22 protein-coding genes are annotated in these 24477 nt (G+C 75.5%); 10 read left to right on the top strand and 12 right to left on the bottom strand.

The features are described 5' to 3' along the window. Positions 1-76 precede the first annotated feature (76 nt). Positions 77-1390, top strand: coding sequence for a Rieske 2Fe-2S domain-containing protein (locus O2W15_RS17540; protein ID WP_269180309.1), 1314 nt, complete (start codon positions 77-79; stop codon positions 1388-1390). A 33-nt stretch (positions 1391-1423) separates the two neighbouring features. Next, on the top strand, positions 1424-1876 hold the full coding sequence (locus O2W15_RS17535) for a universal stress protein (protein ID WP_269180308.1): 453 nt from the start codon (positions 1424-1426) through the stop codon (positions 1874-1876). Between the two features lie 14 nt (positions 1877-1890). Here O2W15_RS17535 and O2W15_RS17530 read toward each other — a convergent pair whose 3' ends face one another. Beyond that, a complete protein-coding gene (locus O2W15_RS17530; RefSeq protein ID WP_269180307.1) occupies positions 1891-3132 on the bottom strand; it encodes an MFS transporter in 1242 nt (413 codons plus the stop codon). Between the two features lie 106 nt (positions 3133-3238). Here O2W15_RS17530 and O2W15_RS17525 point away from each other — a divergent pair, with 106 nt between their 5' ends. The 4 genes from O2W15_RS17525 to O2W15_RS17510 all read left to right on the top strand — a co-directional run bounded on the left by O2W15_RS17525 (position 3239) and on the right by O2W15_RS17510 (position 9161). Then, positions 3239-4954 (top strand): sensor histidine kinase, encoded by a 1716-nt coding sequence (locus tag O2W15_RS17525; protein ID WP_269180306.1) that lies wholly within the window; start codon positions 3239-3241, stop codon positions 4952-4954. Further along, positions 4951-5661 carry a response regulator transcription factor gene (locus tag O2W15_RS17520; RefSeq protein ID WP_269161027.1) on the top strand — a complete coding sequence of 237 codons (711 nt, stop codon included), beginning with the start codon at positions 4951-4953 and terminating at the stop codon, positions 5659-5661. Before O2W15_RS17525 ends, O2W15_RS17520 begins: the two co-directional genes overlap by 4 nt. A 282-nt stretch (positions 5662-5943) precedes the next feature. Beyond that, positions 5944-6714, top strand: coding sequence for an ABC transporter ATP-binding protein (locus O2W15_RS17515; protein ID WP_269161026.1), 771 nt, complete (start codon positions 5944-5946; stop codon positions 6712-6714). A 5-nt stretch (positions 6715-6719) separates the two neighbouring features. After that, the gene (locus tag O2W15_RS17510) at positions 6720-9161 is read left to right on the top strand and encodes an ABC transporter permease (RefSeq protein ID WP_269180305.1); all 2442 of its coding nucleotides are present in this window, start codon (positions 6720-6722) and stop codon (positions 9159-9161) included. 112 nt (positions 9162-9273) lie between these two features. On the opposite strand, the gene O2W15_RS17505 is transcribed toward O2W15_RS17510, so the two are convergent. The 3 genes from O2W15_RS17505 to O2W15_RS17495 are packed head-to-tail and all read right to left on the bottom strand — an operon-like array spanning position 9274 to position 12337. Next, positions 9274-9579, bottom strand: a complete 306-nt coding sequence (locus O2W15_RS17505; protein ID WP_269180304.1) for an AtuA-related protein — start codon at positions 9577-9579, stop codon at positions 9274-9276. Further along, positions 9576-10928: an acyclic terpene utilization AtuA family protein gene (locus O2W15_RS17500; protein ID WP_269161023.1), complete on the bottom strand. Its 1353-nt coding sequence runs from the start codon at positions 10926-10928 to the stop codon at positions 9576-9578. The genes O2W15_RS17505 and O2W15_RS17500 overlap by 4 nt, the downstream gene beginning before the upstream one ends. Beyond that, positions 10925-12337 carry a CitMHS family transporter gene (locus O2W15_RS17495; RefSeq protein WP_269161022.1) on the bottom strand — a complete coding sequence of 471 codons (1413 nt, stop codon included), beginning with the start codon at positions 12335-12337 and terminating at the stop codon, positions 10925-10927. The genes O2W15_RS17500 and O2W15_RS17495 overlap by 4 nt, the downstream gene beginning before the upstream one ends. A gap of 82 nt (positions 12338-12419) precedes the next feature. Between O2W15_RS17495 and O2W15_RS17490 the strand changes: the two genes are divergently transcribed. Both O2W15_RS17490 and O2W15_RS17485 read left to right on the top strand, forming a co-directional pair. Continuing rightward, positions 12420-13313: a LysR family transcriptional regulator gene (locus O2W15_RS17490; protein ID WP_269180303.1), complete on the top strand. Its 894-nt coding sequence runs from the start codon at positions 12420-12422 to the stop codon at positions 13311-13313. A 50-nt stretch (positions 13314-13363) separates the two neighbouring features. Continuing rightward, positions 13364-14566, top strand: coding sequence for an MBL fold metallo-hydrolase (locus tag O2W15_RS17485; protein ID WP_269180302.1), 1203 nt, complete (start codon positions 13364-13366; stop codon positions 14564-14566). A 9-nt stretch (positions 14567-14575) separates the two neighbouring features. Here O2W15_RS17485 and O2W15_RS17480 read toward each other — a convergent pair whose 3' ends face one another. The 8 genes from O2W15_RS17480 to O2W15_RS17445 form a co-directional block, all read right to left on the bottom strand. Then, positions 14576-15343, bottom strand: coding sequence for a hypothetical protein (locus O2W15_RS17480; RefSeq protein ID WP_269180301.1), 768 nt, complete (start codon positions 15341-15343; stop codon positions 14576-14578). A gap of 54 nt (positions 15344-15397) precedes the next feature. Continuing rightward, positions 15398-16060 (bottom strand): HAD family hydrolase, encoded by a 663-nt coding sequence (locus O2W15_RS17475; protein ID WP_269180300.1) that lies wholly within the window; start codon positions 16058-16060, stop codon positions 15398-15400. A gap of 23 nt (positions 16061-16083) precedes the next feature. Continuing rightward, positions 16084-16953 (bottom strand): Fpg/Nei family DNA glycosylase, encoded by an 870-nt coding sequence (locus tag O2W15_RS17470; protein WP_269161017.1) that lies wholly within the window; start codon positions 16951-16953, stop codon positions 16084-16086. Between the two features lie 78 nt (positions 16954-17031). Beyond that, the gene (locus tag O2W15_RS17465) at positions 17032-18183 is read right to left on the bottom strand and encodes a MalY/PatB family protein (protein WP_269180299.1); all 1152 of its coding nucleotides are present in this window, start codon (positions 18181-18183) and stop codon (positions 17032-17034) included. Positions 18184-18187: 4 nt separating this feature from the next. Then, positions 18188-19657, bottom strand: coding sequence for an NAD-dependent malic enzyme (locus O2W15_RS17460; protein WP_269161015.1), 1470 nt, complete (start codon positions 19655-19657; stop codon positions 18188-18190). A gap of 95 nt (positions 19658-19752) precedes the next feature. After that, positions 19753-20193, bottom strand: coding sequence for an SRPBCC domain-containing protein (locus O2W15_RS17455; protein WP_269161014.1), 441 nt, complete (start codon positions 20191-20193; stop codon positions 19753-19755). After that, positions 20190-20702: a DUF309 domain-containing protein gene (locus O2W15_RS17450; RefSeq protein WP_269180298.1), complete on the bottom strand. Its 513-nt coding sequence runs from the start codon at positions 20700-20702 to the stop codon at positions 20190-20192. Before O2W15_RS17450 ends, O2W15_RS17455 begins: the two co-directional genes overlap by 4 nt. Position 20703: 1 nt before the next feature. Next, on the bottom strand, positions 20704-21678 hold the full coding sequence (locus tag O2W15_RS17445; RefSeq protein WP_269180297.1) for an anti-sigma factor RsbA family regulatory protein: 975 nt from the start codon (positions 21676-21678) through the stop codon (positions 20704-20706). A 247-nt stretch (positions 21679-21925) separates the two neighbouring features. Here O2W15_RS17445 and egtA point away from each other — a divergent pair, with 247 nt between their 5' ends. Both egtA and egtB read left to right on the top strand, forming a co-directional pair. Continuing rightward, positions 21926-23200, top strand: a complete 1275-nt coding sequence (egtA, locus tag O2W15_RS17440; protein WP_269180296.1) for an ergothioneine biosynthesis glutamate--cysteine ligase EgtA — start codon at positions 21926-21928, stop codon at positions 23198-23200. Beyond that, entirely contained in the window at positions 23197-24474 is a 1278-nt protein-coding gene (gene egtB / locus O2W15_RS17435) for an ergothioneine biosynthesis protein EgtB (protein ID WP_269180295.1), read from the top strand. Before egtA ends, egtB begins: the two co-directional genes overlap by 4 nt. Positions 24475-24477 lie beyond the last annotated feature (3 nt).

Genomic DNA, 24477 nt, shown 5'->3' with positions numbered 1-24477 from the left:
CGAAACGGTCTCGGAGGACGCCTGGAGTCCACGCAGGGGCAACGCCGGGGAAACGGCCGGCTGGTGCCATGGGTGCATGGCCTCCTCCTGGACCACGAGCTCCCGGACCGGTACACCGCGGACCGGCGGGCGGCCCGCGACCCCCACCGGCTGGTACCCCGTCGCCCGCTCCGACGAGGTGGGGACGACTCCGCGGCAGGTGGGCGCGGGCGGGCAGGCCTACGTCGTCCTCCGCACCCGGCCCGGGGCCGAGGTGACCGCCCTGTCAGCGCGCTGCCCGCACCGGTTGGTGCCGCTGACCACGGCGACCGTCGTCGATGGCCGGGTGCGCTGCCCGTACCACGGCTGGGAGTTCAACGCGGAGGGCCGCTGCGTGGAGATCCCGTCACTCGGGCCGGTCGGCACCCCACCCCCGCGGGCCGACCTGTCCGCACCCTGGGCGGTCGAGGAACGGGACGGCTGGGTGTGGCTGGCCCCCGACCCCACGCCGACCGCCCGGCCACCGCGCACCGGCGGGACGACGCCGTCGCCGGAACCGGTGCCCGATCTGCCACCGCCGGACGGCCCGGTGCTGGACAACCTGCACGCTGCCCTCGAGCACGCCTGGCACCCGGTCGCCCTGTCCACCGACCTCCGCGCGGGCGGCTACCTGCAGACCCGGCTGCTGGGGCGCACCTGGACCGTGCACCGCCGGGCCGACGGCGTGCTGGACGCCGATCCCCCTGCGTGGGGCGTCGTCGAGCACCTGGGTGCCGTCTGGATCGCCCCGGCCGAGCCGTGGGCCGAACTGCTCGCCGTCCCGGAGACCACCGACCCGCTGGCCGCGTCCGGCTGGCTCCCCCCGGCCCGCAGTCCCGCCTCGGCCGGTGCGCTGGCCGACGCCTTCCTCGACACCTCGCGTCGCCCCCGGCACCCGACGCCGGAGCTGACCGTCCCGGAGCTGACGTACGAGTGCGGCGGCTTCTCCGGCGTGCAGGAGGAGCAGCAGGGCGGTCGGCGGGTCACCGCCGTCCACCGGGCCCCGTTCCAGCTGGTGCGACGGGAAGAGGACCTGCGGACGGGCGTGGTCACCACGGTCGTGCGGCTGCTGCAGCCCGAGGACGCCGACTCGACCCGGGTGCACACCCGCGTGCTGGTGCAGCGGACCAACGGGGCGGTCTCCCCCGGCGCCCTGACGGCGGCGATGGCGTCCGCGGCCGCCGTGCTCGACCAGGACCTCGCGTTGCTGGCGCGCTGGGGCAGCGCCGGGCTGCCGCTGCTCCCCCGGGACGAGCTGCACCTGCGGGCCGACCGGCTGGGGGTGGCGCTCCGCCGGACGCTGGCCGACTTCGTCGCCGACCGTACGGCCGCCGGGCAGACCGAGGAGCTGCAGCGGCGCGCCACCGCATGATCGCGCGACGCTCCGGTCGCGCAGGATGGGCCGATGACCGCGGCGGGGCAGTTCGAGCGGGGCACCGACGGCCCGCGGGTGATCCTGGTCGGGGTGGACGGCTCCCCCACGTCGCTGCGTGCGGCGGCCTACGCGGCCGGGCTGGCCCGCCGTCAGCACTCCCGGCTGGTCGCGGTCTACGTCGGGGAGCCGCCGTCGATGATCGGCTGGGTGCCCGAGGCCCAGGCGATCGCCCAGGAGGCCGCCGCCCAGGTGGGCGAGGAGCTGCGCCGTGAGCTGCAGTCGGCGGCCGAGCACCTGGGCATCGCGGTGGAGCTGCGCACCGCACAGGGCGATCCGGTGACCGAGCTGTCCCGGATCGCCGACGAGCTGCCGGCGGACGCGGTGCTGGTGGGCGCGTCCGAGCAGGCCGGCCACCGGGTGATCGGGTCGGTGGCGGTCCGGCTGGTGCGGGTCGGCCGCTGGCCGGTGACCGTCGTGCCCTGACCGTCCCGGCCCACTCAGGGCGCAGCCGGCTCCTCGTCCGCGGCGAAGGCGTTGGCCACCAGGTCCCGGTGGGCGGCGAGCAGCCACCAGAGTGCCCCGGCGAGCAGCAGCTGGATGGCGCCGGACACCGCGAACACGGTGGGCACGCTCGTCGCGTCGGCCAGCAGCCCACCGGCCAGCGCGCCCAGCGGGATCCCGCCCCAGACCAGCGTCCGGTAGCCGCCCTGGACCCGGCCGAACAGCGCCTCGGGGATGAGCGCCTGGCGCAGCGACATGGTGAGCACGTTCCAGAACAGCACCCCCGCCGTCCCGATCCCGTACAGCGCCCCGGCCACGACACCGTTCTCGGTGAACGCCATGGCGCCCAGGGTCAGCGCGGCCAGCACCGACCCGGCCACCAGCGTGGCGGTGCGGCCGATCCGGGCGGCCAGCGGCGCGGCGGTCAGCCCGCCGGCCACCGCGCCCACCCCGGCGGCGGTGAGCAGCAGCCCGTACCCGGCCGCACCGATCTCCAGCGTGTCAAGGGCGTACAGCACGAAGACGCCGGTGGTCATCGACGAGGTGAGCGCGGTGCTCGCCGAGACGAGGGTGAGGCCGCGGAGGAAGCGGTGCCGCCACAGCCAGCCCACGCCCTCGGCGACGTCCCGGCGGATCGTCGTGGGCGGGCCCCCGCCGCGGACCGGCCGGTGCGTGCCGGCGATGCCGACCACCAGGACGGCGGCGAGCAGGAAACCCCCGGCGGTGGTGAGCAGCGGCGCGGCGGCCGCGAGGACGAACAGCACCGAGCCCAGCGGCGCGCCGATGAACCCCTGGCTGGCCTCCTCGGCGGTGGTGAGCAGCCCGTTCCCGCGGTCGAGCTGGTCGCGGCGGACCACCTGCGGCAGCATCGCCCGGGCCGCGCTGTCGTACACGGTCTCGGCGACCCCCACCGCGAACGCGACGGTGTAGAGCACGACGAGCGACGTCGTCCCGGTGAGCACCGTGGCCGCCAGTGCCGCCAGCGCACCTGCCCGGACGACGTTGGCGGCGGCCATCGCGCGCTTGCGGTCGGTCCGGTCGACGAAGGCACCGGCCGGCAGGGCGAACAGCAGCCAGGGCAGGAAGGCCAGCGACGTCAGGGCGGCGACCGCGACCGGGTCGCGGGTGAGCGTCGCGGCCAGCAGCGGCAGCGCGACCCGGTTCACCCCGTCGGCGAGGTTGGACGCGGCGCTGGCCGAGTAGAGCCGCCAGAACGCCGGACCGAGGGGCGAGGACACGACCGGCACCCTGCCAGTGCCGTCCGACAGCTCATCCCGCAGGCGGACACGCGGTTCACCCCGCGGGACGACGACGGGCGGCGCGACCCTGCCTAGGGTCGTCAGCATGGTCCGGTCGCTGCTCGAACGTGCGGCGACACGTCTCCGACGGCACCCCTTCGGCGTGGACGTCGCCCTCGCCTGCCTGGTCGCGCTGGTCACGGTCCCGGTGCCCGGGCTGTCCGGCTACAGCCAGTCGAGCCCGGAGGTCTCCGTCCTGCTGGGCCTGGCGCTGTGCGCGCCGCTGGCCTGGCGGCGCCGCAACCCGGTCCCCGCGGCCGCTGTCGTGGTGCTGGTCTGTCTGGTCCAGCTCGTCGTGCTCTCCGACGAGCTGCTGCTCGCCGACGTCGCCGCCCCGATGATGGTCTACGCGCTGGCGGCCCACGGTCCCGCCTGGGCCGGCCGGGCCGGGCTGGGCGCCGGCCTGCTCGGCGCGGTGCTCGCCGCCGTCTCGTTCAACCGGGGTCAGTCGATCAGCCTCGTCGTCAGCACGGCGACCCTGATCGGTGCGCTGGTCGTCGGCGCCTGGGCGTTGGGCGCGCTGCGCCGCACCCGCGGGCAGGACGCGCGGCCGGGCCGGGTCCCCGCCGCTTCGGACCAGCCGCTGCTGGAGCGCGCCGCCGGGTGGCTGCGGGACCACCCGTTCGGCGTCGACGCCGTCCTCGCCGGCGTCGCGGTGCTCGTCCTGGTCACCGCCTCCACGGACATCGCCTACCCCGGGCCCGGCCTCGCCGCGATCCCGCTGTCGCTGGCGCTGCTGGTCCCGCTGGCCTGGCGCCGCCGCCGACCGGTCCGTGCCGCGGCGGTCGTCACCGTCGCCAGCCTGCTCGAGCTGGTGCTCGTGCCGGGCTACTTCCTCCCGGCCAACATCGCCGCGCCGGTGATGGTCTACGCGCTGGCCGCCTACGCCCCCCGCTGGGCCAGCCGGGCCGGCCTGGTCGTCGGGCTGGTCGGTGCCGTGCTCGCCTCGGCCGTCTACTTCGGCGCGGGCACGTGGTTCGGCTTCGTCTTCGCCGCCGGCGTCATCGGCGTGCTGGTGGTGGCGTGCTGGGCGCTGGGCGACCTGCGCCGCGCCCGGCTGCAGCAGGTGGCCGGCCTGGAGGAGCGCGCCCGGCTGCTGGAGCTGGAACGGGAGCAGGAGATGCGGCTGGCGGCGTCCACCGAACGGGCCCGGATCGCCCGGGAGATGCACGACGTCGTCGCCCACTCGCTGTCGGTCGTCATCGCCCAGGCCGACGGTGGCCGGTACGCCGGGCAGACCGACCCGGCGGCCGCGACCGGGGCCCTGGACGCGATCTCGGCCACCGGCCGGCAGGCGCTGACCGACATGCGCAAGCTGCTCGGGGTGCTGCGGGAGGGCGACGGCGAGGAATACGCCCCGCAGCCCGACGTCGCCGCGATCGACCAGCTCGTGGCCGACGTCCGGGCCAGCGGCCTGGCCGTCGACCTGATCGTCGAGGGCGACCCGCGGCCGCTGCCGGCCGGCGCGCAGCTGGCCGCCTACCGGATCGTGCAGGAGTCGCTGACCAACGTGCTCAAGCACGCCGGCCCGGCCGGCCGGGCGTGGGTGCGGCTGCACTGGCGGCCCGATGCGCTGGAGCTGGCCGTGCTGGACGACGGCCGGGGCGCATCGGCGGCGATCGTGGAGTCCGACGGGCAGGGACAGGGCCTGCTGGGCATGCGCGAGCGGGCGGCGCTGCACGGCGGGCGGCTGACCGCCGGGCCGCGGACCGGCGGCGGGTTCGGCGTGCACGCGTCCCTGCCCTACGGTCCACCACGATGAACAACAGCCAGATCCGCGTCGTCCTCGTCGATGACCAGCAGCTGGTCCGGGCCGGGTTCCGGATGGTGATCGACTCCCAGCCCGACCTCACCGTGGTCGGGGAGGCCGGAGACGGCGCCGCGGCGGTCGAGCTGCTGCGCCGGACGCCGGCCGACGTCGTCCTGATGGACGTCCGGATGCCCGGCACCGACGGCATCGCCGCGACCGAGCTGGTGACGGCGCTCCCCGAGCCGCCCCGGGTCGTCGTGCTCACCACCTTCGACCTCGACGAGTACGTGGTCGCGGCGATCGGCGCCGGGGCCAGCGGCTTCCTGCTCAAGGACGCCCCGCCGGAGGAGATGCTCGCCGCGGTGCGCACCGTGCACGCCGGCGACTCGGTGATCGCGGCCAGCTCCACCCGCCGGCTGCTGCAGCACGTCGCGCCGATCCTGCGCGGGGCCGGCAACGGGGGCGGGACCGGCCAGGTCGACCCTGATGCGCTGGCCGAGCTCACCCCGCGGGAGCGGGAGGTGCTGGTGCAGATGGCCTACGGCGCCTCGAACACCGAGATCGCCGCGCAGCTGTTCGTCAGCGAGGCGACGGTGAAGACCCACGTCGGCCGGGTGCTGTTCAAGACCGGCTCCCGGGACCGGGTGCAGGCCGTCGTCCTGGCCTACCGCACCGGCCTCGTCGCCCCCGCCGACCTCCTCCGCGACGCCCCCGCCTGACGAAGGAGACCCCCTCCTCCCCACCCCTCGCAAGCCCGCGGCGGGCCCCTGAAGGGGGCCGGTCCGGCGAGTGCGGGGCTGTCGACGCCTGCCGGCCCGGCGAGGCGTCGACGAGGCAGCACTCGGCGCCGACCGGGGTGGGGCATGCACCTGGGGGATGACCCCGGGTCAGCCCACAGGTGCACCACAGCCTCCGTGGAGACCAGCCCCTGCGGCGACGCGGCCGGGGGGCGCTCCGGGAGAACGTGATCTCAGTCGAAGACCACGTTCCTGGAGGCCGAAGTGTCCGTCCCCGTCATGACCGTCCCGGGTGAGCCCGCGGCGACCCAGTCCGCCGCCGTCCACGCCACCGACCTGCGCAAGACCTACGGCTCGGGTGAGACCGCGGTGCACGCACTCGCCGGCGTCGACGTCGCGTTCGACCGGGGGGCGTTCACCGCGATCATGGGCCCCTCGGGCTCGGGCAAGTCGACCCTGATGCACTGCCTGGCCGGCCTGGACGCCGCGACCAGCGGCAAGGTGTGGCTCGGCGAGACCGAGCTGACCAGCCTGCGCGACGACCAGCTGACCAGGCTGCGCCGTGAGCGGATCGGCTTCGTCTTCCAGTCGTTCAACCTGCTGCCGGTGCTCAACGCCCAGGACAACATGCTGCTGCCGATGCAGCTGGCCGGGCAGCGCCCGGACCGGGCGTGGATGGACTCCGTCATCGGCCGGCTCGGCCTCCGCGACCGGCTCCAGCACCGCCCGCACGAGCTCTCCGGCGGCCAGCAGCAGCGGGTCGCCGTGGCCCGGGCGCTGCTCCCCCGCCCCGACGTCGTCTTCGCCGACGAGCCCACCGGCAACCTGGACAGCCACGCCGGCGCCGAGGTGCTGGACCTGCTGCGCTCCAGCGTCCGGGAGACCGGCCAGACCGTCGTGATGGTCACCCACGACCCGGTGGCCGCCGCCTACGCCGACCGGGTCGTGCTGCTGGCCGACGGCCAGCTGGCCGGCGAGGTCCACCAGCCCACCACCGACTCGATCATCAACGCGCTGCGCGGACTGGGGGGCTGACCGTCATGCGAGCAGTCACGCTGGCGAGCATCCGGGCGCACCTGCCCCGGCTGATCGCCTCCACCCTGGCGATCGTCATCGCCGTGGGCTACGTGGTCGCCACCCTCGTGCTCAACGCGACCACCAAGGCCACCGTCCTGGAGGCGGTCGGCGCCCAGTACGTCGACGCCGACGCGGTGGTCACCTCCGACACCGGCGAGGGGCTGGTCGAGCACGTCGACACCCTCACCGCGCTGGACGGCGTGCAGGCCGTCGACCCGACCTGGCAGACCTACGGGCAGACCGGCGCCCAGTACCTGGAGATCGAGTCGGTCGCCGGGGACCCGCAGCTGCGCTGGCAGCAGCTGACCTCCGGGGCGCTGCCGGTGCGCCCGGGCGAGATCGCGGTCAGCGAGCGCGTCGACGCCGCCGTCGGCGACGTCGTCGCGATCACCGTCTACGACGACGAGGGCACCGAGACCACCACCGACGCGACCGTGACCGGCGTGGTCGACCTGGGCGGCGACCCGACCGCAGCGACCACCGGCAGGGCCTACGCCACCGCCGACCAGACCCGCGCCTGGGGCGCGCAGGAGCCGGTCGACCTGCGCATCGCCGGCACCACCGGCACCGATCCCGACGCACTGGTCGGCGCGGTGAGCTCCGCGCTGTCCGGTGCGGACGTCACCGTCCGCACCGGCACCGAGCAGGCCGAGGCGTCCGTCGCGACGATCACCGGTGACGCCGGCCTCCTCACCGCCTTCCTGCTGGTGTTCGCCACCATCGCCGTGCTCGTCGCCGGGCTGGTCATCGCCAACACCTTCGCCGTGCTGCTCGCCCAGCGGACCCGTGACCTGGCGCTGCTGCGCTGCGTCGGCGCCACCGCCCGCCAGGTGCGGCGCAGCGTGCTCGGCGAGGCCGTGCTCACCGGGCTGGCCGCCTCGGTGCTCGGCGTCCTGGCCGGGATCGGGCTCGCCGCGGCCATCTCGGCAGTGGTCTCCGGCATGGACTCGCCCATCCCGCTGTCCGGGCTCTCGGTGCCGCCGTCCACCGTGCTCATCGGTCTCGCCGTCGGCACGGTCACCACGCTGATCGCCGCGCTGGCCCCGGCCCGGGCCGCCACCCGGGTCGCCCCGCTGGCCGCGCTGCGTCCGACCGACCCGGCCCCGCTCCGCTCACGCGGCGGCGTGGCCCGGCTGGTGACCGGTCTGCTGCTCGCCGTCGCCGGCATCGCGCTCATGGTCCTGGGTGTCACGGAGGCGCAGGTGCTGGTCGCGCTGGGCGGGATCGTGCTCAGCTCGCTGGGGCTGCTGCTGCTCGCCCAGCGGGCCGTGCCGCCGATCGTCGCCGCGGCGGGCCGGTTGCTCGGCCGGCTCGGCGGCCTCCCGGCCCGGCTGGCCACCGGGAACGCCACCCGCAACCCCCGCCGGACGGCGGCCACGGCGACGGCCCTGCTCATCGGCGTCACCCTGACCACCGCGATGGTGGTCGGCGCCAGCTCCACCCGGGCCACTGCCCAGGAGGGCCTGGCCGCGCAGTACCCGACCGACGTGACCATCAACACCTGGGGCGATGCGGTGCCCAGCTCGCTGCAGCAGCAGCTGGCGTCCGTGGACGGTGTGGTGGCCACCACCTCGCTGGCCACCGGTGTCGTCACCGACCCGGAGGGCTACGACCTGCGGATCACCGGGGTGGACCCGGCGGCGGCGCGGCCGGTGCTGCGTTCCACCTCCACCACCCTGCCCGAGGTGGGCCAGATCGTCGTGCCCGAGTACTACCCCGAGAACTCACCCGAGGTGTGGGGTGGCCCCGTGACGCTGACCAGCGAGGACCGCTCGCTGACGCTGACGCCGGTGGTCGGCGGGACCAACGACTGGCTGGTCAACGACGCCGATCTCCAGGCCCTGGTGCCCGAGGCCGCGGTGGACACGATGTGGCTGCGGCTGGCCGACGACGCCGACCAGACCGCGGTGATCGACGAGATCGCCGAGGTGACCGGGAACGGGCTGCCCTCCGCGTTCGTCACCGGGCTGGCCAGCGAGCGGGCCATGCTCGACCAGATCGTGGACGCCCTGCTGCTCATCGTGACCGGGCTGCTCGGTGTGGCAGTGCTCATCGCGCTGATCGGGGTCGGCAACACCCTGGCCCTCTCGGTGGTCGAGCGGCGCCAGGAGAGCGGCCTGCTGCGCGCGCTGGGGCTGACCCGCGGCCAGCTGCGCGCGCTGCTGGCCTGGGAGGCCGTGCTCGTCGCCGGGGTCGCCGCGGTGCTCGGCGTCCTGGTCGGGAGTGCGTACGGGCTGGTCGGGACCGCCGCGATGTTGAGCGGGTTCGGTGAGGTGGTGATCGCCGTCCCGTGGCTGCAGGTCGGCGCGATCGTGCTGGTCGCCACGGTGGCCGGGCTGCTGGCCTCGGTGCTGCCGGCCCGGCGTGCGGCGAAGACCCCGCCGGTGGCCGCCATCGCCGGCTGAGGAAGGCCCCCTTCCCGACCCGCGCAGCAGGGGGCCCACGCACAGTTGAGCTCTGCTCCAGATCTGGAGCAGAGCTCAACTGCGTCAGGGACCTCGGTGACCGATCCGGCGCTCAGATCTCCAGGCTGAGCAGGTGGTAGCTCAGCGCCTTGCCGTGGCCGTCGAGCACCGGCGACCCGGTCACGCCGCCACCGAGAGCACCCGGCAGGGTGAAGACGAGGCCCGGCAGGTGCGGCTGAACGACCCGGCCGACCTCGCCCTGCACGAGCGGGGCGTAGTGCGCCGCCACCCGCTCGGCGGTCAGCTCCCGTTCCAGCAGTGCGGCGGCCTCGGCACTCCGCGGTAGCACCGCCAGGATCAGGGTGTCGCCCTTGTCACCGGTCCGGACGTCGGCCAGCTCGTCGATAGTCCGGCTCATCGGGCCACCTCCTGCAGGTGCACCTCGGGGTGCACTGCCGTCCGCGGCAGCGAGCAGGACCGGATGGCGATCACCTCGGTCTCCGACCGTCGCGCGCCCCCGCCCCCGGCCGGACCGTTCGTGTACAGCGCCTCCACCTCCCAGCCCACCACGGCGGCCAGCTCGCGGTCCGGCACCCGGGCGGCCACCCGCAGTCGCACCTCGAACGGGTCCCCGGGGTCGGTGAGCCCGCGGAACGCCGCCCCGGCCCCGATCAGCTCCACCAGGACGGCGTCCTCCGGGATCCCGTGCAGGTCCCGCAGACGGGTGCGCACCACGTCGGCCGCCAGCTGCGCCCGCGCCAGCGCGCGCGGACCGGCGTAGCTGAGCTGCCCCTCCCCGAGCCAGCCGCCGCGGAAGCCGAGGGTCACCTTGAGCTCGTCCGGGCGGGTGGTGCCGGTCGCGCCCTGCACCGCCACCCGATCGGGTCCCAGCTGGGTGAACCGGACGGCGCCGAAGTCGGCCACCACGTCCGGGGTGACGTACGCGCCCGGGTCACCCACCTCGTAGAGCAGCTGCTCGGCACAGGTCCGGGTGTCCAGCACGCCGCCGGTGCCGGGCAGCTTGCCGAACACGGCGCGGCCGTCCGCGGTGACGTCGGCGTACGGGAAGCCGAGCCAGGCCAGGTCCGGCACCGGCTTGGTGACCGGGTCGGCGAAGTAGCCGCCGGTCAGCTGGCCGGCGCACTCGAGCAGGTGCCCGACGACGGTGCCCGCCCCGAGCAGCTCGGGGTCGTCCCAGGACCAGCCGAAGGCGTGCACCAGCGGCGCGACGTACAGCGACGGGTCGGCCAGCCGGCCGGTGACCACGACGTCGGCGTCCTGCTGCAGGGCCGGCACGACGGCATCGGCACCCAGGTACGCGTTGGCCGAGACCAGCTCCTCCGGATGGCGCGACAGCGGCTGCCCGGTCTCCCAGACCGTCGGGTCGGCGGCGCGGACGGCTGCCAGCACGTCGTCCCCGGTGACCGCCGCGACCCGGAGCCCGGCCAGGCCCAGCTCGGCGCCGACCCGGGCGACCACGTCGGCCGCGGCCAGCGGGTTGGCCGCCCCGGAGTTGGTCACGATCTTGGTGCCCGCAGCCGCGGTGGCGCCCAGCACGGCGCGCATCCGGGCGGCGAGGAGCGGGTCGTAGCCGGAGGTGGGGTCGGCCAGCCGGCGCGACTGACCGGTGGCCACGGTGCGCTCCCCCAGGCACTCGAAGACCAGGTAGTCCAGCGCCCCGCGGCGGGCGAGGTCCGCCGCGGGGTCGATGCGGTCACCGGCGAAGCCGGCCCCGGCGCCGAGCCGCAGCGTGGCCGGCGCGGTCATGAGGCCCACAGGGGGATCGCACCGGTGATCACCGCGACGACCAGCATGCCGACGCTCACCGCCGTCGCCCAGCCGATGAGGTTCCGGATGTGCGCCCCGATGTTGACCCCGCCCAGCCCGACGAGGAGGTAGAACGCGCCGGTGAGCGGGCTGATCGGGAAGCCCAGCGTCTCCTCGCCCAGCACCGAGGCGCGGGCCAGGTCCATCCCGCTGACCCCGAACTGCTCACCGATCTCGATCAGCACGGGGAGCACACCGAAGTAGTAGGCGTCCGGACCGAACAGCAGGCTCAGCGGGACGCCCAGCACCCCGACGATCAGCGGCAGCGCGGGGACGACGCCCGCGGGCACCACCTCGGCTGCCGACTCCGCCATCGCCGTGATCATCCCCGTGCCGTTGAGCACGCCGAGGAAGGCGCCGGCCGCCAGCAGCGTGCTGGCCATCAGCATCGCGCCGGTGGCGTGCGCCTGGATCCGGCTGGTCTGCGCGGCCATGCCCGGGTAGTTGAGCAACAGCGCGATGATCGCGCCGACGATGAAGATCATCTCCGGTGAGGCGACCTGGGCGACGAGCAGGCCGATCACCGCCACGGTGAGCACCGCGTTGACCCACAGCAGCCGGGGACGGCGCAGGTCGGCCGCCGCCGGGTCCCCGGCTGCGCCGCTCTCCTCGGCGTCGGTCCCGGTGCCGGCGGGCGCGCTCGGGGCGGGCCGGTCGGCCGACGAGCTCCCCGATCCACCGGTGGCGACCGCGGTGCGGGAGCCGGCGGTGGCCGGGGTGCCTGCGCCGCTGGCGGCCAGCCGTCGCGCCTCCCGCTTGCCGAGGAACCAGGCGACCCCCAGGGCCATGAGCCCGCCGGCGATCTGGGCGGGGATGAGCGGCACCCAGATCTCGTTGGCGTCCACCCCGAGCGTCGTCGCCGCCCGGGCGGTCGGACCGCCCCACGGCACGACGTTCATCACACCGGCGCCCAGGCCCACGCAGGCCGTCAGGGTCAGCCGGCTCATGCCCAGCCGGTCGTAGAGCGGGAGCATCGCCGGGACGGCGATCAGGAAGGTGACCGCGCCGGCGCCGTCGAGGTGGGCGACCAGCGCCAGGGCGGTGGTCGCGACGGCGACGGTGGGCGGCGCGTCCCCGGCCCAGCGGACGATCCGGCGGATCACCGGATCGAACAGGCCGGCATCGCGCATGAGCCCGAAGAACAGGATCGCGAAGACGAACATGGCCGTGATGCCGACGATCCCGGACAGCCCCTCGGCGATGAACCCGCCGACCTCGGTGGGGGTGAAGCCGGCGAGCAGGCCGGTGATGATCGGGACGCCGGCGAGCGCGACGACCGCGCTGATCCGCTGACTGAGCAGCAGGGCCAGGATCGCGGCGATGGTCAGGTACCCGAGCAGGGCTGTCACGTCGACCTCCTTTGGTCGACGGCGAGTGTGGTGGACGCCACTTCACTCAGTCCAACATCAATTGGCGATAGATTGATGCGCTGTGGTCATCGACATCCCGCCGTCCCACCTCCGTGCGCTGGTCGCCGTCGCCGATGCCGGCGGCTTCACCGCGGCCGCCGCGCAGCTGGGCACCGCGCAGTCCTCGCTGAGCCGGGCGGTCGCCGACGTCGAACGCCGGCTGCGGGTCCGCGTCTTCGAGCGGACCACCCGCAGCCTCCGGCTGACCAGCCAGGGACGGGAGATCATCGCCCTCAGCCGCCAGGTCCTCGCCGACCTCGACGCCGGGATGCGGCACCTGGAGGGGTACCTCGCCGGCCAGCGCGGCCGGGTCACCATCGCGTGCCTGCCCTCGGTGGCCGCCACCCTGCTCCCGCCGGTCGTCGTCGCCTTCCGCGCCCGGTTCCCCGATGTCCAGGTGCAGGTGCGCGACGGCCTGGCCGCCGACGTGCTCGACGCCGTCCACAGTGGCTCGGTCGACCTGGCCGTCACCGCCGCCCCCGCCCCGCTGGCCAGGCTGACCGTCGAACAGCTGCGGCTGGACCCCTTCTCCTGTGCCTTCGCCCCGGGACACCGTTTCGCCGGGCGCGCCGAGGTCGACTGGGCAGAGCTGACCGACGAGCCGTTCATCACCTTCGGCGCCGACAGCAGCATCCGAGGCCCCGTCGACCTGGCCCTGAGGGCCGCCGGTGCGACGCCCGGCCCGGTTCTCGAAGCCCGCAACGTCGGGGCCGTGGCCGGCCTCACGGCAGCCGCCCTCGGGGTCACCGCCGTCCCGCAGCTCGTCCTCCCCATGATGGCCTTCGCCGGCGTGCAACACGCCCCGCTGCGGCCGACGGTGGAGCGCCGGATCAGCCTGGTGCGCGCCCCGGAACGGCCACTGACGCCCAGCGCCGAGGCATTCGCCCGCGAGCTGCACAGCATGAGCGAGAGCTGAGGTCAGCGCCCGCCCGGCGCGGACACCGCGCGACGGGGGATGCTGGGGACGTGCCGCTCCTCCGTCGTGTCGCCACCGCCACCGCTGCCACCGCCCTGTTGGGCGGCGTGAGCTGGGTCGCCCGCGCCGCCTGGGGCCTGCCCGTCGCCCTCGGCGCCAGCCAGCGCCGGCTCCGCCCGACCGTCACCGCCTCCTCCCAGTTCTCCGAGGGGAAGTTCCACAACAACCTGCCCACCCCCGCACTCGCCCCCGCCAACGCGCGCGACGGACTGCTGCGGCAGTGGCACGAGGACCGGCACAAGGGGCTCCCCGGCGGCCCCATCCCGCTGACCACCCCGGACGTGCCCGAGCGGGCCGCCGAGCTGGCGGTCACCTGGTTCGGGCACTCCAGCGCCCTGCTCGAGATCGACGGCCGGCGGGTGCTGGTCGACCCGGTGTGGAGCGAGCGGGTGTCGCCGTCCCCGCTGCTGGGCCCCACCCGCCTGCACGAGCCCCCGGCACCGGTGGAGAGCCTGCCCCCGGTCGACGCGGTGCTGATCAGCCACGACCACTACGACCACCTCGACCTGCCCACCGTGCGGGCGCTGCTGCGCGAGCAGTCGGCCCCGTTCGTCGTCCCGCTGGGCATCGGCGCGCACCTGCGCCGGTGGGGCGTGCCCGACGAGCGGATCGTCGAGCTGGACTGGGACGGCGCCACGACCATCGCCGGGCTGACGCTGACCTGCACCGAGGCCCGGCACTTCTCCGGCCGGTTCTTCGCCCGGGACACCACGCTGTGGTCGTCCTGGGTCGTCGCCGGCCCCCGGCACCGGGTGTTCTTCGGCGGCGACACCGGCTACACCCCGGCCTTCGCCGGGATCGGCGCCCGCCTCGGGCCCTTCGACCTGACGCTGCAGCCGATCGGCGCCTACAACGACGCCTGGCACGCCATCCACATGGACCCGGAGGAGGCCGTGCGCGCGCACGGTGACCTGGGTGGCCGGGTGCTGGTGCCGATCCACTGGGCGACGTTCAACCTGGCCTTCCACCGGTGGGCCGAGCCGGTGCAGCGGCTCCTCGCCGCCGCCGAGGCCCGGGACGTGCAGGTCGTCGTCCCGCAGCCCGGTGAGCGGGTCGACGTGCTGGCCCCGCCGCCGCTGCGCGACTGGTGGACGGCGGTCGGTTCCGTCGACGACCTGCCCCCCAGCGGCGCGGCGGCCGCCAACGCCCGCGTCCGGCGGCTGACCGCCCGGCGGGCCGGCTCCCGGGGCTGACGGCGGCGCTCAGCCGACCAGCAGTGCGCTCCGGTCCGCCCGGGTCAGCGCCCGGCCGGCCAGCGCCACCAGGACGACGCCGGCCGCGCAGACCGCCGCCACGGCGACCTGCCGCGGGCCCTCCGCGGCAGCGATGCCCAGCAGTCCCCAGATGACGGCCACGGCGAACGGACCGGCGGCGACGTAGGAGCCGAGCAGCACCGCGGCCGCGATCCCGGCGACCGTGACCAGCGCGGCCACCGCCCACGCCTGCGCGGCCAGGGTGTCCGGGGAGATGCCGAGCGCGACCCCGGTGCTGCCCACGTTCGCCACCGGCGCCACGGTGAGCCAACCCAGCAGGAGCCCGGCGGTGGCCCGCGGCAGCACCCGGGCCAGCCCGTCGGCCGGCACCGTCTGCAGCCGGACGTAGGCGACGGCGGCCGCGGCGGTGATGCCGAAGATCAGCACCTGAGCGACGTACTGCCACACGCCGCCCTGCGGGTAGACCACCTCCCAGACGGCGTTCCCGGCGAACGCGACGGCCAGCGGCCAGCCGGTCCGGCGGTGCACCTCGCGCCCGCGCTGCGACGGCAGCGCCTGGTAGACCGCCCAGGCCAGCGACCCGGCGAAGATCACCCCCCAGATGCTGAAGGCCCAGCCGGCCGGGGTGACCAGGGAGCGGTCGGCGTCGCTGACGTCGCCGACGCTGCGGCCGGCGAGCGCCGCGCCCAGGGGGCTGCCGACGATCTGGGCGACCGCCGCGACGACCACCGCGACGACCCGGGGGGTGTCCCGCATCGGTTCCTCCTCGTCCGCGCGCGGCCACCGGGTCGGCCACGTCCTCGGCGAGGGCTACCCGGCGAGGGCGGCGAGCACCCGGGGGAGCTCGAGGAGATCGGTGACCTCGTGCTGCGGCTGCGGCCCGTCCGGGTCGACCCGGTGCCCGGGCCGGTGCACCCGGACGACGGTGAGGCCGGCCTCGAGCGCGCCCCGGGTGTCCCGCGCCGACGCGGGGACGTGCACCGCGGCCCCGGCGTCGGCCGCCCGCCGGTAGATCTCCGGGTGCGGCTTGTAGGCGTGCAGCCGCTCGCTGGTCAGGACGGCGTCCGGGTGCACCAGGCCGGCCGCGCGGGTGCGCGCGAACAGGTCGTCGTCCACGTTGGACAGCACGCCGACCCGGTGCTGCTCGGCGACCAGCGGCAGCGCCCGGCCGACATCGGGCCACAGCGGCCAGTCCGGCAGGGACGCCAGCAGCGCGAGGGTGTCCGCGGTGGCGTCGGCGTCCAGGCCCCGGGCCGCGTAGGTGTCGGTGAGCGCGCGCCGGCAGTGCTCGGCGAAGGGCACCCAGTCGGTGAGGTCCTTCTGCGAGGCCTTGTTCCGGGCGTCCCAGTCGTCGTAGAGCTCGGTGCCGGCGATCTCCCAGCCGTGCCCCTGGGCGAGGGAGTCGAACGTCGCCGAGCCACCCGTCCGGGAGTCGATCAGCGCGCTGAACAGGTCGAAGGTCACCAAGGCCATGGGCCCATCGTGGCCCGGCCGGCTCAGCGCAGCAGCTTGGACATGCGGCGGTCGGCCAGCGGCTTGCCGCCGGTCTGGCAGGTCGGGCAGTACTGCAGCGAGGTGTCGGCGAAGGACACCTCGCGCACGGTGTCCCCGCAGACCGGGCAGGGCAGCCCGGTGCGGGCGTGGACCTGCAGACCGGCCCGCTTCTCCCCCTTGAGCGTCGCCGCCTTCTGCCCCAGCTGACGGTCCAGCGCGCCGGTCAGCGTCTCCCGCATCGCGGCGTGCAGTCGGAGCAGCTCGTCGTCGGTGACCTTGTCGGCCATCTTGAACGGGGAGAGCCGGGCGGCGTGCAGGATCTCGTCGGAGTAGGCGTTCCCGATGCCGGAGAGCACGGTCTGGTCGGTGAGGGTGCCCTTGAGCTGGGTGTGCCGGCCGGCGAGCAGCGCCCCGAGGGTCTCGGCGTCCAGCTCCAGCGCGTCCGGGCCCAGCCGGGCGATGCCCGGCACCTCGGTCGGCGAGCGGACCACGTAGACGGCCAGCCCCTTCCGGGTGCCCTGCTCGGTCAGGTCGAAGCCCTCGGGCAGCTCACCCTCGCGCGGCTCCAGGTGCACCCGCAGCGCCAGCGGGCCCTTCCCCGGCTTCGGCGGGGCGGTGGGCAGGTTCTGCCGCCAGTGCAGCCATCCCGCCCGGGCCAGGTGGACGACCAGGTGCAGCCCGGAGACGTCCAGGTCGAGGAACTTGCCGTGCCGGGAGGCCCCGGTGAGCTCCAGCCCGGCCAGCGCGGACAGCGGCGGGTCGAAGGTCTTGATCGCCTGGACGCCCGCCAGGTCGACGCGCGTGATCACTCGGCCGACGGCGTTCTCCCGCAGGAACGCCACCAGCGCCTCCACCTCGGGCAACTCGGGCACCCGCACATGATCCACGCCGGACGCCGTCCCCGTCGTCCTCCGTCACCCCGCTGACCACCGAAATGGCCATTTTGGTGGTCAGCTGAGGGCGGCGGCCATGCGCTCGACGATGGTGCGGAGCACCGGGCGGGGGGTGGCCAGGTTCAGCCGCACGTGCCCGGCCCCGGGGGCGCCGCACTCCGGGCCGTCGACCAGGGCCACCCCGGCCTCGCGGAGGAAGAACTCCCCCAGCGGCTCCTCGATGCCCAGCTCCCGGCCGTCCAGCCAGGCCAGGTAGGTGCCCTCCGGCGGGGTGTACCGCACCCGCGGCAGGTGCTCGGCGAGCAGCTCGGCCAGCAGCCGGCGGTTGCCGTCCAGGTACGCCAGGACGTCGTCCAGCCACTCCTCCCCCTCGTCGTACGCGGCGGTGCTGGCCAGCACCCCGGGGGTCGAGGCGCCGTGGCCGGCTAGCTCGCCGACCTCGGCCCAGTGCGCGGCGTCGGCGGGGTTGGACAGCAGCAGCTGCGCGGCCTTGAGCCCGGGCACGTTGAACGCCTTGGACGCCGAGGTCGCGGTCACCGTGTGCTCGGCGGTGACCGGCGACAGCGAGGCGTAGGGCCGGTGCACCGCGCCCGGGTACACCAGCGGTGCGTGGATCTCGTCGGCGAACACCCGGGCCCCGTTCCGGGCGACCACGTCGGCCAGCGCGAGCTGCTCGGCGGCGGTGAACACCCGGCCCACCGGGTTGTGCGGGTTGACGTGCACCAGCAGGGCCCCGGGGGTCAGCGCCCGGTCCAGCGCCGCGAGGTCGTGGGTGAGCCGGCCGTCGTCCACGACCATCGGCACCTCGACGAGCTCGCGGCCCATCAGCCGCGGCACCTTCAGGAACGGCATGTACGCCGGGGTGGGCAGCACCACCGGGGCACCGGGCGGGGTGAAGTGCTCGATCGCCGCCTGCAGCCCCGCGACGACGTCGGCCAGCGGGGTGATCCACTCAGCCGGCAGCTCCCAGCCGTACCGGCGGCGCTGCCAGCCGGCGCACGCCTGCGCCATCGCGGTGGCGATCGGGATGGGCAGGTAGCCCAGCGCCCCGGCGTCGACCGCGTCGTGCAGCGCGCGGGTCACCACCGGCGCCGTCCCGAAGTCCATCTCGGCGACGAAGGCGCCCAGCGCGTCGCCGTACCTCGTCCACTTGAGGCTGCCGGCCGACCGCAGCGCGTCCTCGGTCAGTGCGTCGAAGGAGGTGCCCACCCGGTCAGTCTGCGTCGCCGGGCACGTCGGCGGTGGCCCCGGGCTCGGCGCGGGCCGACTCCTCCACCGCGGCCGCGACCGCCTGCGCGACGGCCGGGTCGAAGACGCTGGGGATGATGTAGTTGGCGTTGAGCTGGTCGTCGCCCACCACCGCGGCCAGCGCGTCGGCGGCGGCCAGCAGCATGCCGGGGCGGATCTCCTTGGCCCGGGCGTCGAGCAGCCCGCGGAAGACCCCGGGGAACGCCAGCACGTTGTTGATCTGGTTGGGCAGGTCCGAACGGCCGGAGGCGACGACGGCGGCGTACTGCCGGGCCCGCACCGGGTCGACGTCCGGCGTGGGGTTGGCCATCGGGAAGACCACCGCCTGGTCGGCCATGCCGGCCAGCACCTCGGCCTGGATGACGTTGGCCGCGCTGACCCCGATGAACACGTCCGCGCCGACCAGGGCGTCGGCCAGCTCGCCCCGCCGGCACGCGGGGTTGGTGCGCCGGGCCAGGTCCAGCTTGGCCGGGGAGAGCCGCTCGTCGTCCGGCGAGAGGACGCCCTCCCGGTCCCAGACCAGCACGTTCGTGGCCCCGGCCTCCAGCAGCAGGGTGACGATCGCCGTCCCGGCCGCCCCGCCGCCGGCGACGACGACGGCGACGTCCTCGAGCTGCTTGTCCACGACCCGCAGCGCGTTGCGCAGCGCGGCGAGCACGCAGATCGCCGTGCCGTGCTGGTCGTCGTGGAAGACCGGGATGTCCAGCTTCTCCCGCAGCCGGGCCTCGATCTCGAAGCAGCGCGGCGCGGAGATGTCCTCCAGGTTGATGCCGCCGAAGCCGGGGGCGATGAGCTCGACGGTGCGCACGATCTCGTCGACGTCCTGGGTGTCCAGCGCGATCGGCCAGGCGTCGATGTCGCCGAACCGCTTGAACAGCGCCGCCTTGCCCTCCATGACCGGCATCGAGGCGCCCGGCCCGATGTCGCCCAGCCCGAGCACCGCCGAACCGTCGGTCACCACGGCGACGGTGTTGCCCTTGATGGTGAGCCGGCGGACGTCCTCCGGGTGCTCGGCCAGCGCGAGGCAGACCCGGGCGACGCCGGGGGTGTAGGCCATCGACAGGTCGTCGCGGGTCTTCAACGGCACCTTGGAGGCGACCTCCAGCTTGCCGCCCAGGTGCAGCAGGAACGTGCGGTCGCTGACCTTGCGCACGTGCACCTGGTCGACGGCGTCGAGTGCGGCGACGACCTCCTCGGAGTGCTCGGCGTCGGCAGCCGAGCAGGTGACGTCGACGGTGAGGCCGTCGGGGCGGGACTCCACGACGTCGATCGCGGTGACCGCACCCCCGGCGTTGCCCACCGCGGTGGCGATCCGGCCGACGCTGGCCGGGTCGCCGTCGGCGGTGAGCCGCACGGTGATCGAGTAGGAGGCCGACGTCACCAGACCGCGGTGGACGACGGGTGCGGGCGCCGAGTCAGGAGTGAGGGACGTCACCTTCCCATCGTGGCATCCCGACCGCGACATTTCCACCTGCCGGGTCACTCTTCCCACCATGCGGAATCAGGTCGCGCGGGGAGGGCCATGCGGAGTCAGGCGGAGAACTCCGCCGCCCGCTGCTCGGCCCGGGCCTTGAGCCCCACCGCGAACTGGCGAAAGGCCGGGTTCAGGTCCGGCACCGTGCGCATCATCAGCGGCGCCAGCGGGCCGCGGTACTGCTCGCGCACGGTGAACTCCGTGCTGCCGTCGCCCTGTGGGTCGAGCCGGAAGGTGCGCTCGGCGACGAACAGGTCCAGCGGCAGGCCGCTGTGCCAGCGCATCGACTCCGCCGGCCGGATCTCGGTGACCGTGACCCGCAACGGCCGGCGCCGGGTGCCGGTGGCCACCAGGAGGAGCGGCGCGCCCAGCCGGACGACCCCCTCCACCCGGTCGATCCCGGAGTGCCAGTCGCGCCAGCCGCCGACGTCGACGAGCACCGACCACACCTGTTCGGCCCCGGCGTCGATGCGGGTGGCCGCCTCGTAGCTCCTCATCGGGACCGAGTGTGCTCCCCGTCACTCTCCGGTGGAAGAGCCAGCCGCGGCGGGGCCGGGTCCGGCGGCACCCCGGCCTCGGCATCCGCCCCGAGCCGGGTGCCCCAGGCGACCAGCCCGGCGAGGTCCACCCCGTGCCGGGCGGCGGCCGGGCCGGCGGTGCCGAGTGACCGGGCGCCCCGGGTCAGCAGGGTGGCCGCACCCGGCAGGTTGCCGCGCAGGGCGTGGGTGAGGCCGACGGCGAGCTGGGCCAGGCCGCGCCACAGGTCCCGTTCGTCGTCCGGGCCGGTCTTCCACGCGTCCTCGAGCACCTCGTGGGCGTGGAACGGCCGGCCGGCGTCCAGCAGCTCCTGGGCCTCCACCAGCGTCTGGTCCGGCGTGCGGACCAGTCCCTCGGGCGCCCGCGGCTCCCCCGGCGAGCCGTACGGGAGTGGCCGGCCCAGCGCGTCGCGCGGCCGGGCACTGCGGGCCCGGCCGGCGTCGTCCCGGTCGCGGGGGGCGCCGGGCACGTCAGCGCAGGACGGTGGTGAGCCGGACCTGCACGCCCTCGCCGGCCACGGTGATGTCGACGTGGTCGCACAGCTGGCGGGCCAGCCACAGCCCCATGCCGCCCAGCGACAGGTCGTCACCGTGTGCCGGCCCGTAGCCGATGAACGGGTCCTGCAGCCCGGCGCCGTGGTCGGTCACCGTGCAGACCAGCCGGTCGCCGCCGGCCCACAGCCGCAGGTCGACCGGCGGCCGGCCGTGACGCAGGGCGTTGGTGGTCATCTCGTCGACGGCGAGGAGGAAGTCCTCGAGCGCCGGCTGCGAGCCGGACGGCAACCGGGCCTCGGCGGCGCGCGCGGCCAGGTCACGGCGCAGTCCGCGCAGGTCACGCACCGAGTCGGCGTGCACCAGCGGCTCGGTCGACTCCAGCGGCTCGAGCGGGACCGGCAGCGAGGCCAGGTACTCCTCGGGGTCGACGTGGTCGGGGTTCACCTGCTCGTGGCCGTCGACCTGGAGCATCGGGTGGGTGGCCCGCACGGCGTCCACCAACGGGGTCGGCACCCGGCGGGTGTCGCACAGGCAGAGCACCAGCAGCCGGTCGTCCCCGGCGCGGTCCGCCTCGCCGAGCTGGTGGTCCAGGACGGCCTCGTAGCGTTGCCACTCCCGCCAGGTCTCCGGTTCGGACCCGGGCAGGGGCTCGAGGACGACGCGGACCACCGGGCTGGCCGCCACCCGGTGGCGCACGCCGAGACGGCGGACGGCGGTGATCGCCGCTGCCGGCCCGTTGCCGTACACGTCGGACCACGCGGTCCAGACCACCTGCGGACGGTCGGGGAGCGCCTGCTGCAGGAGCTGGGTGGTCTCGTCGCTGCAGACGACCACCACCGGCTCCCCGGCGTCCAGCCCGGCGCAGACGAACGCGACGGTGCCGTCGACCAACTCGCTGTCCGACGCGCCGATCAACGCCCGGTGTCTGCCGGACCCGGCTGCCCCGTCCATGCGTGCTGGTCCCCGTCCTGCCCTAATGCGGAGCCGCCGTCCTGGCAGCCGTGTCCACGGGCTCCCTACCCGCTCCCCGGCGACCTAGGCGTACGGCCGGCCGTGAGCTGACCGGACGACCGGGAGGTGGGGGTTGCCGGGTTGGCGCAAGCGTGGAAGATGGTCAGCGAGGACGGCCGCCACCCGGCACGCCGCCCCCGCACCGACCCGCGGTCGACTCGACCGGTCCGGACCTGGAGGGGGCAGCATGACCACGTCCACAGCACTGGCCGACCATCCCGCCGACGACGTCCTGCCCGACCTGGACGCCGCCCGGGAGCACGTCGGCCTACGCGCGCTGCACCCGGCGGCGACCGGGCCGATCGGGCTGGAGCTCGAGGCCCACCTGGTCGACCTGGCCTCACCCGGCACCCGGGTGCCCTGGCACCGGGTCACCGCCGCCGTCGCGGCGCTGCCCCCGCTGGACGGCGGCAGCCGGGTCACCCTCGAGCCCGGCGGCCAGGTCGAGCTGTCCGGCCCACCGGCCCCCGACGTCACGGCCGCGGTCACCGGCCTGCGGTCCGACCTCGCGGCCGTCCGGGGCCTGCTGGGCACGGCGGGCCTGGGGCTGGCGCCGCTGGGCGCGGACCCGTGTCGCCCCGCGCAGCGGGTGAACCCGGGCTCCCGCTACGTGGCGATGGAGGAGCACTTCCAGGCACTGGGCCACCGGGCGGCCGGCGTCACGATGATGACCAGCACCGCGGCGCTGCAGGTCAACGTGGAGGCCGGACCCCGGTCCGGATGGGCCGCACGGGTGCGGCTGGCCCAGGCGCTCGGTCCGGTGCTGGTGGCGGTCTCCGCCTGCTCCCCGCTGCTGGCCGGCAGCGAGACCGGCTGGCGCTCCGGCCGGCAGCGGATCTGGGCCGAGCTGGACGCCGCTCGCTGTGCGCCCCTGCCCGGTGGGTCCGACCCGGCCGACGAGTGGGCCGCGTTCGCCCTGGCGGCGCCGGTGATGCTGGTGCGCGAACCGACGGGCGACGCCGTCCCGGTGCGCGGCCGGACGTCGTTCGCCGACTGGGTCCGCGGGGCCGGGCCGACCGACCGGCGGCCGACCGTGGCCGACCTGGAGTACCACCTGACCACGCTCTTCCCGCCGGTCCGGCTGCGCGGCTACCTGGAGCTGCGGTACCTCGACGCCGCGCCCGAGCCGTGGTGGCCGGCGCTGTCGGCGGTGGCCGGCACCCTGCTCGACGACCCGGTGGCCGCAGACACCGCCGCTGCCGCGACCGAGCCGGTCGCCGGCCGCTGGGAGTCGGCCACCCGGCTCGGACTCGCCGACCCGGAGTTGCACGCGGCCGCAGCCGCCTGCCTCGAGGTCGCCGTGCGCCGGGCACCGGCGGGCCTGCGGGCACAGGTCACCGCCCTGGCCGAGCTGGTCGAGCGCCGGGCCAGCCCCGGCGACGCACTGCTGCACACCGCCCGGATCCACGGTCCGGCAGCCGCCCTGCTGGCCGCGACCCACGACGCCGAGGAGGAGACGTGACCGACCTGAGAGAGACCCTCGCCCAGGAGCTCACCCGCGCCCGGGAGCGCACCCTGCTGCTCACCGAGCACGACGAGCCCGAGCTGCTGCGCCAGCACTCGCCGCTGATGAGCCCGCTGGTCTGGGACCTGGCCCACGTCGGCCAGCAGGAGGACCTGTGGCTGCTGCGCGGCGGCGACGCCCGGTGCACCGGGGTGCTCCCGCCGGACGTCGAGTCGCTGTACGACGCCTTCACCCACCCCCGGGCCGCACGGGTCCGGCTGCCGCTGCTGCCGCCGGTGGAGGCCCGGGCGTTCTGCGCCGAGGTGCGCGGCCGGGTGCTGGACCGGCTCGACCGGTCCGGGCCGGACGACGACCCCTTCGACGTGGCGATGGTCGTCAGCCACGAGCAGCAGCACGACGAGACGATGCTGCAGACCCTGCAGCTGCGCGCCGGCCCACCACTGCTCGGCACCGGCTCCCCGCTCCCGGCCGGCCGGCCGGGGCTGGCCGGCACCACCGTGCTGGTCCCCGGCGGGCCCTTCCGCCTCGGGGTCGACGGCACCGAGGAGCCGTTCTCCCTGGACAACGAGCGGCCGGCGCACGTCGTCGACGTCCCGGCGTTCCGGATCGGGCGGGTGCCGGTCACCAACGCCGAGTACGCCGCCTTCGTCGCCGACGGCGGCTACACCGACCCGCGCTGGTGGTCCGCGCGCGGCTGGCAGCACCACTGCGACGCCGGCCTCACCGCACCGGCGTTCTGGGGGGCCGAGGGCACCCGGACCCGGTTCGGCGTGGTCGAGGAGCTGCCGGCGGACGAACCGGTCCAGCACGTGACCTTCTTCGAGGCCGAGGCGTACGCCGCCTGGGCCGGTGGGCGGCTGCCGACCGAGGAGGAGTGGGAGAAGGCGGCCGTCTGGGACCCGGCCACCGGGGGCCGGCGGCGGTTCCCGTGGGGCTCGGCCGACCCGACCCCGGAGCTGGCCAACCTGGGCGGCTCGGCGCTGCGCCCCGCCCCGGTGGGCGCCTACCCCGCCGGCGCCTCGGCCTGCGGCGTGGAGCAGCTGATGGGCGACGTGTGGGAGTGGACCTCCTCGGACTTCCGCCCGTGGCCCGGCTTCACCCCGATGCTCTACGCGGACTACTCCGCGCCCTTCTTCGGCGGCGACTACAAGGTGCTGCGCGGGAGCTCCTGGGCGGTGGGCGCCTCGGTGTCGCGGCCGAGCTTCCGCAACTGGGACCACCCGGTGCGCCGGCAGGTCTTCAGCGGCATCCGGCTCGCGTTCGACGCATGACGG

This window comes from Modestobacter sp. VKM Ac-2979, from assembly GCF_026967995.1.
GTDB lineage: Bacteria > Actinomycetota > Actinomycetes > Mycobacteriales > Geodermatophilaceae > Modestobacter.
The sequence above is the reverse complement of the archived record's forward strand: the minus strand, read 5'-3'. Positions and strand labels throughout refer to the sequence as shown.

What these genes read in the sequence shown, in the direction of transcription:
- O2W15_RS17540 (WP_269180309.1), top strand. Translation starts at nt 77, where the DNA reads ATGGCCTCCTCCTGGACCACGAGCTCCCGGACCGGTACACCGCGGACC.
- O2W15_RS17535 (WP_269180308.1), top strand. Translation starts at nt 1,424, where the DNA reads ATGACCGCGGCGGGGCAGTTCGAGCGGGGCACCGACGGCCCGCGGGTG.
- O2W15_RS17525 (WP_269180306.1), top strand. Translation starts at nt 3,239, where the DNA reads ATGGTCCGGTCGCTGCTCGAACGTGCGGCGACACGTCTCCGACGGCAC.
- O2W15_RS17520 (WP_269161027.1), top strand. Translation starts at nt 4,951, where the DNA reads ATGAACAACAGCCAGATCCGCGTCGTCCTCGTCGATGACCAGCAGCTG.
- O2W15_RS17510 (WP_269180305.1), top strand. Translation starts at nt 6,720, where the DNA reads ATGCGAGCAGTCACGCTGGCGAGCATCCGGGCGCACCTGCCCCGGCTG.
- O2W15_RS17505 (WP_269180304.1), bottom strand. Translation starts at nt 9,579, where the DNA reads ATGAGCCGGACTATCGACGAGCTGGCCGACGTCCGGACCGGTGACAAG.
- O2W15_RS17500 (WP_269161023.1), bottom strand. Translation starts at nt 10,928, where the DNA reads ATGACCGCGCCGGCCACGCTGCGGCTCGGCGCCGGGGCCGGCTTCGCC.
- O2W15_RS17480 (WP_269180301.1), bottom strand. Translation starts at nt 15,343, where the DNA reads ATGCGGGACACCCCCCGGGTCGTCGCGGTGGTCGTCGCGGCGGTCGCC.
- O2W15_RS17475 (WP_269180300.1), bottom strand. Translation starts at nt 16,060, where the DNA reads ATGGCCTTGGTGACCTTCGACCTGTTCAGCGCGCTGATCGACTCCCGG.
- O2W15_RS17455 (WP_269161014.1), bottom strand. Translation starts at nt 20,193, where the DNA reads ATGAGGAGCTACGAGGCGGCCACCCGCATCGACGCCGGGGCCGAACAG.
- O2W15_RS17445 (WP_269180297.1), bottom strand. Translation starts at nt 21,678, where the DNA reads ATGGACGGGGCAGCCGGGTCCGGCAGACACCGGGCGTTGATCGGCGCG.
- egtA (WP_269180296.1), top strand. Translation starts at nt 21,926, where the DNA reads ATGACCACGTCCACAGCACTGGCCGACCATCCCGCCGACGACGTCCTG.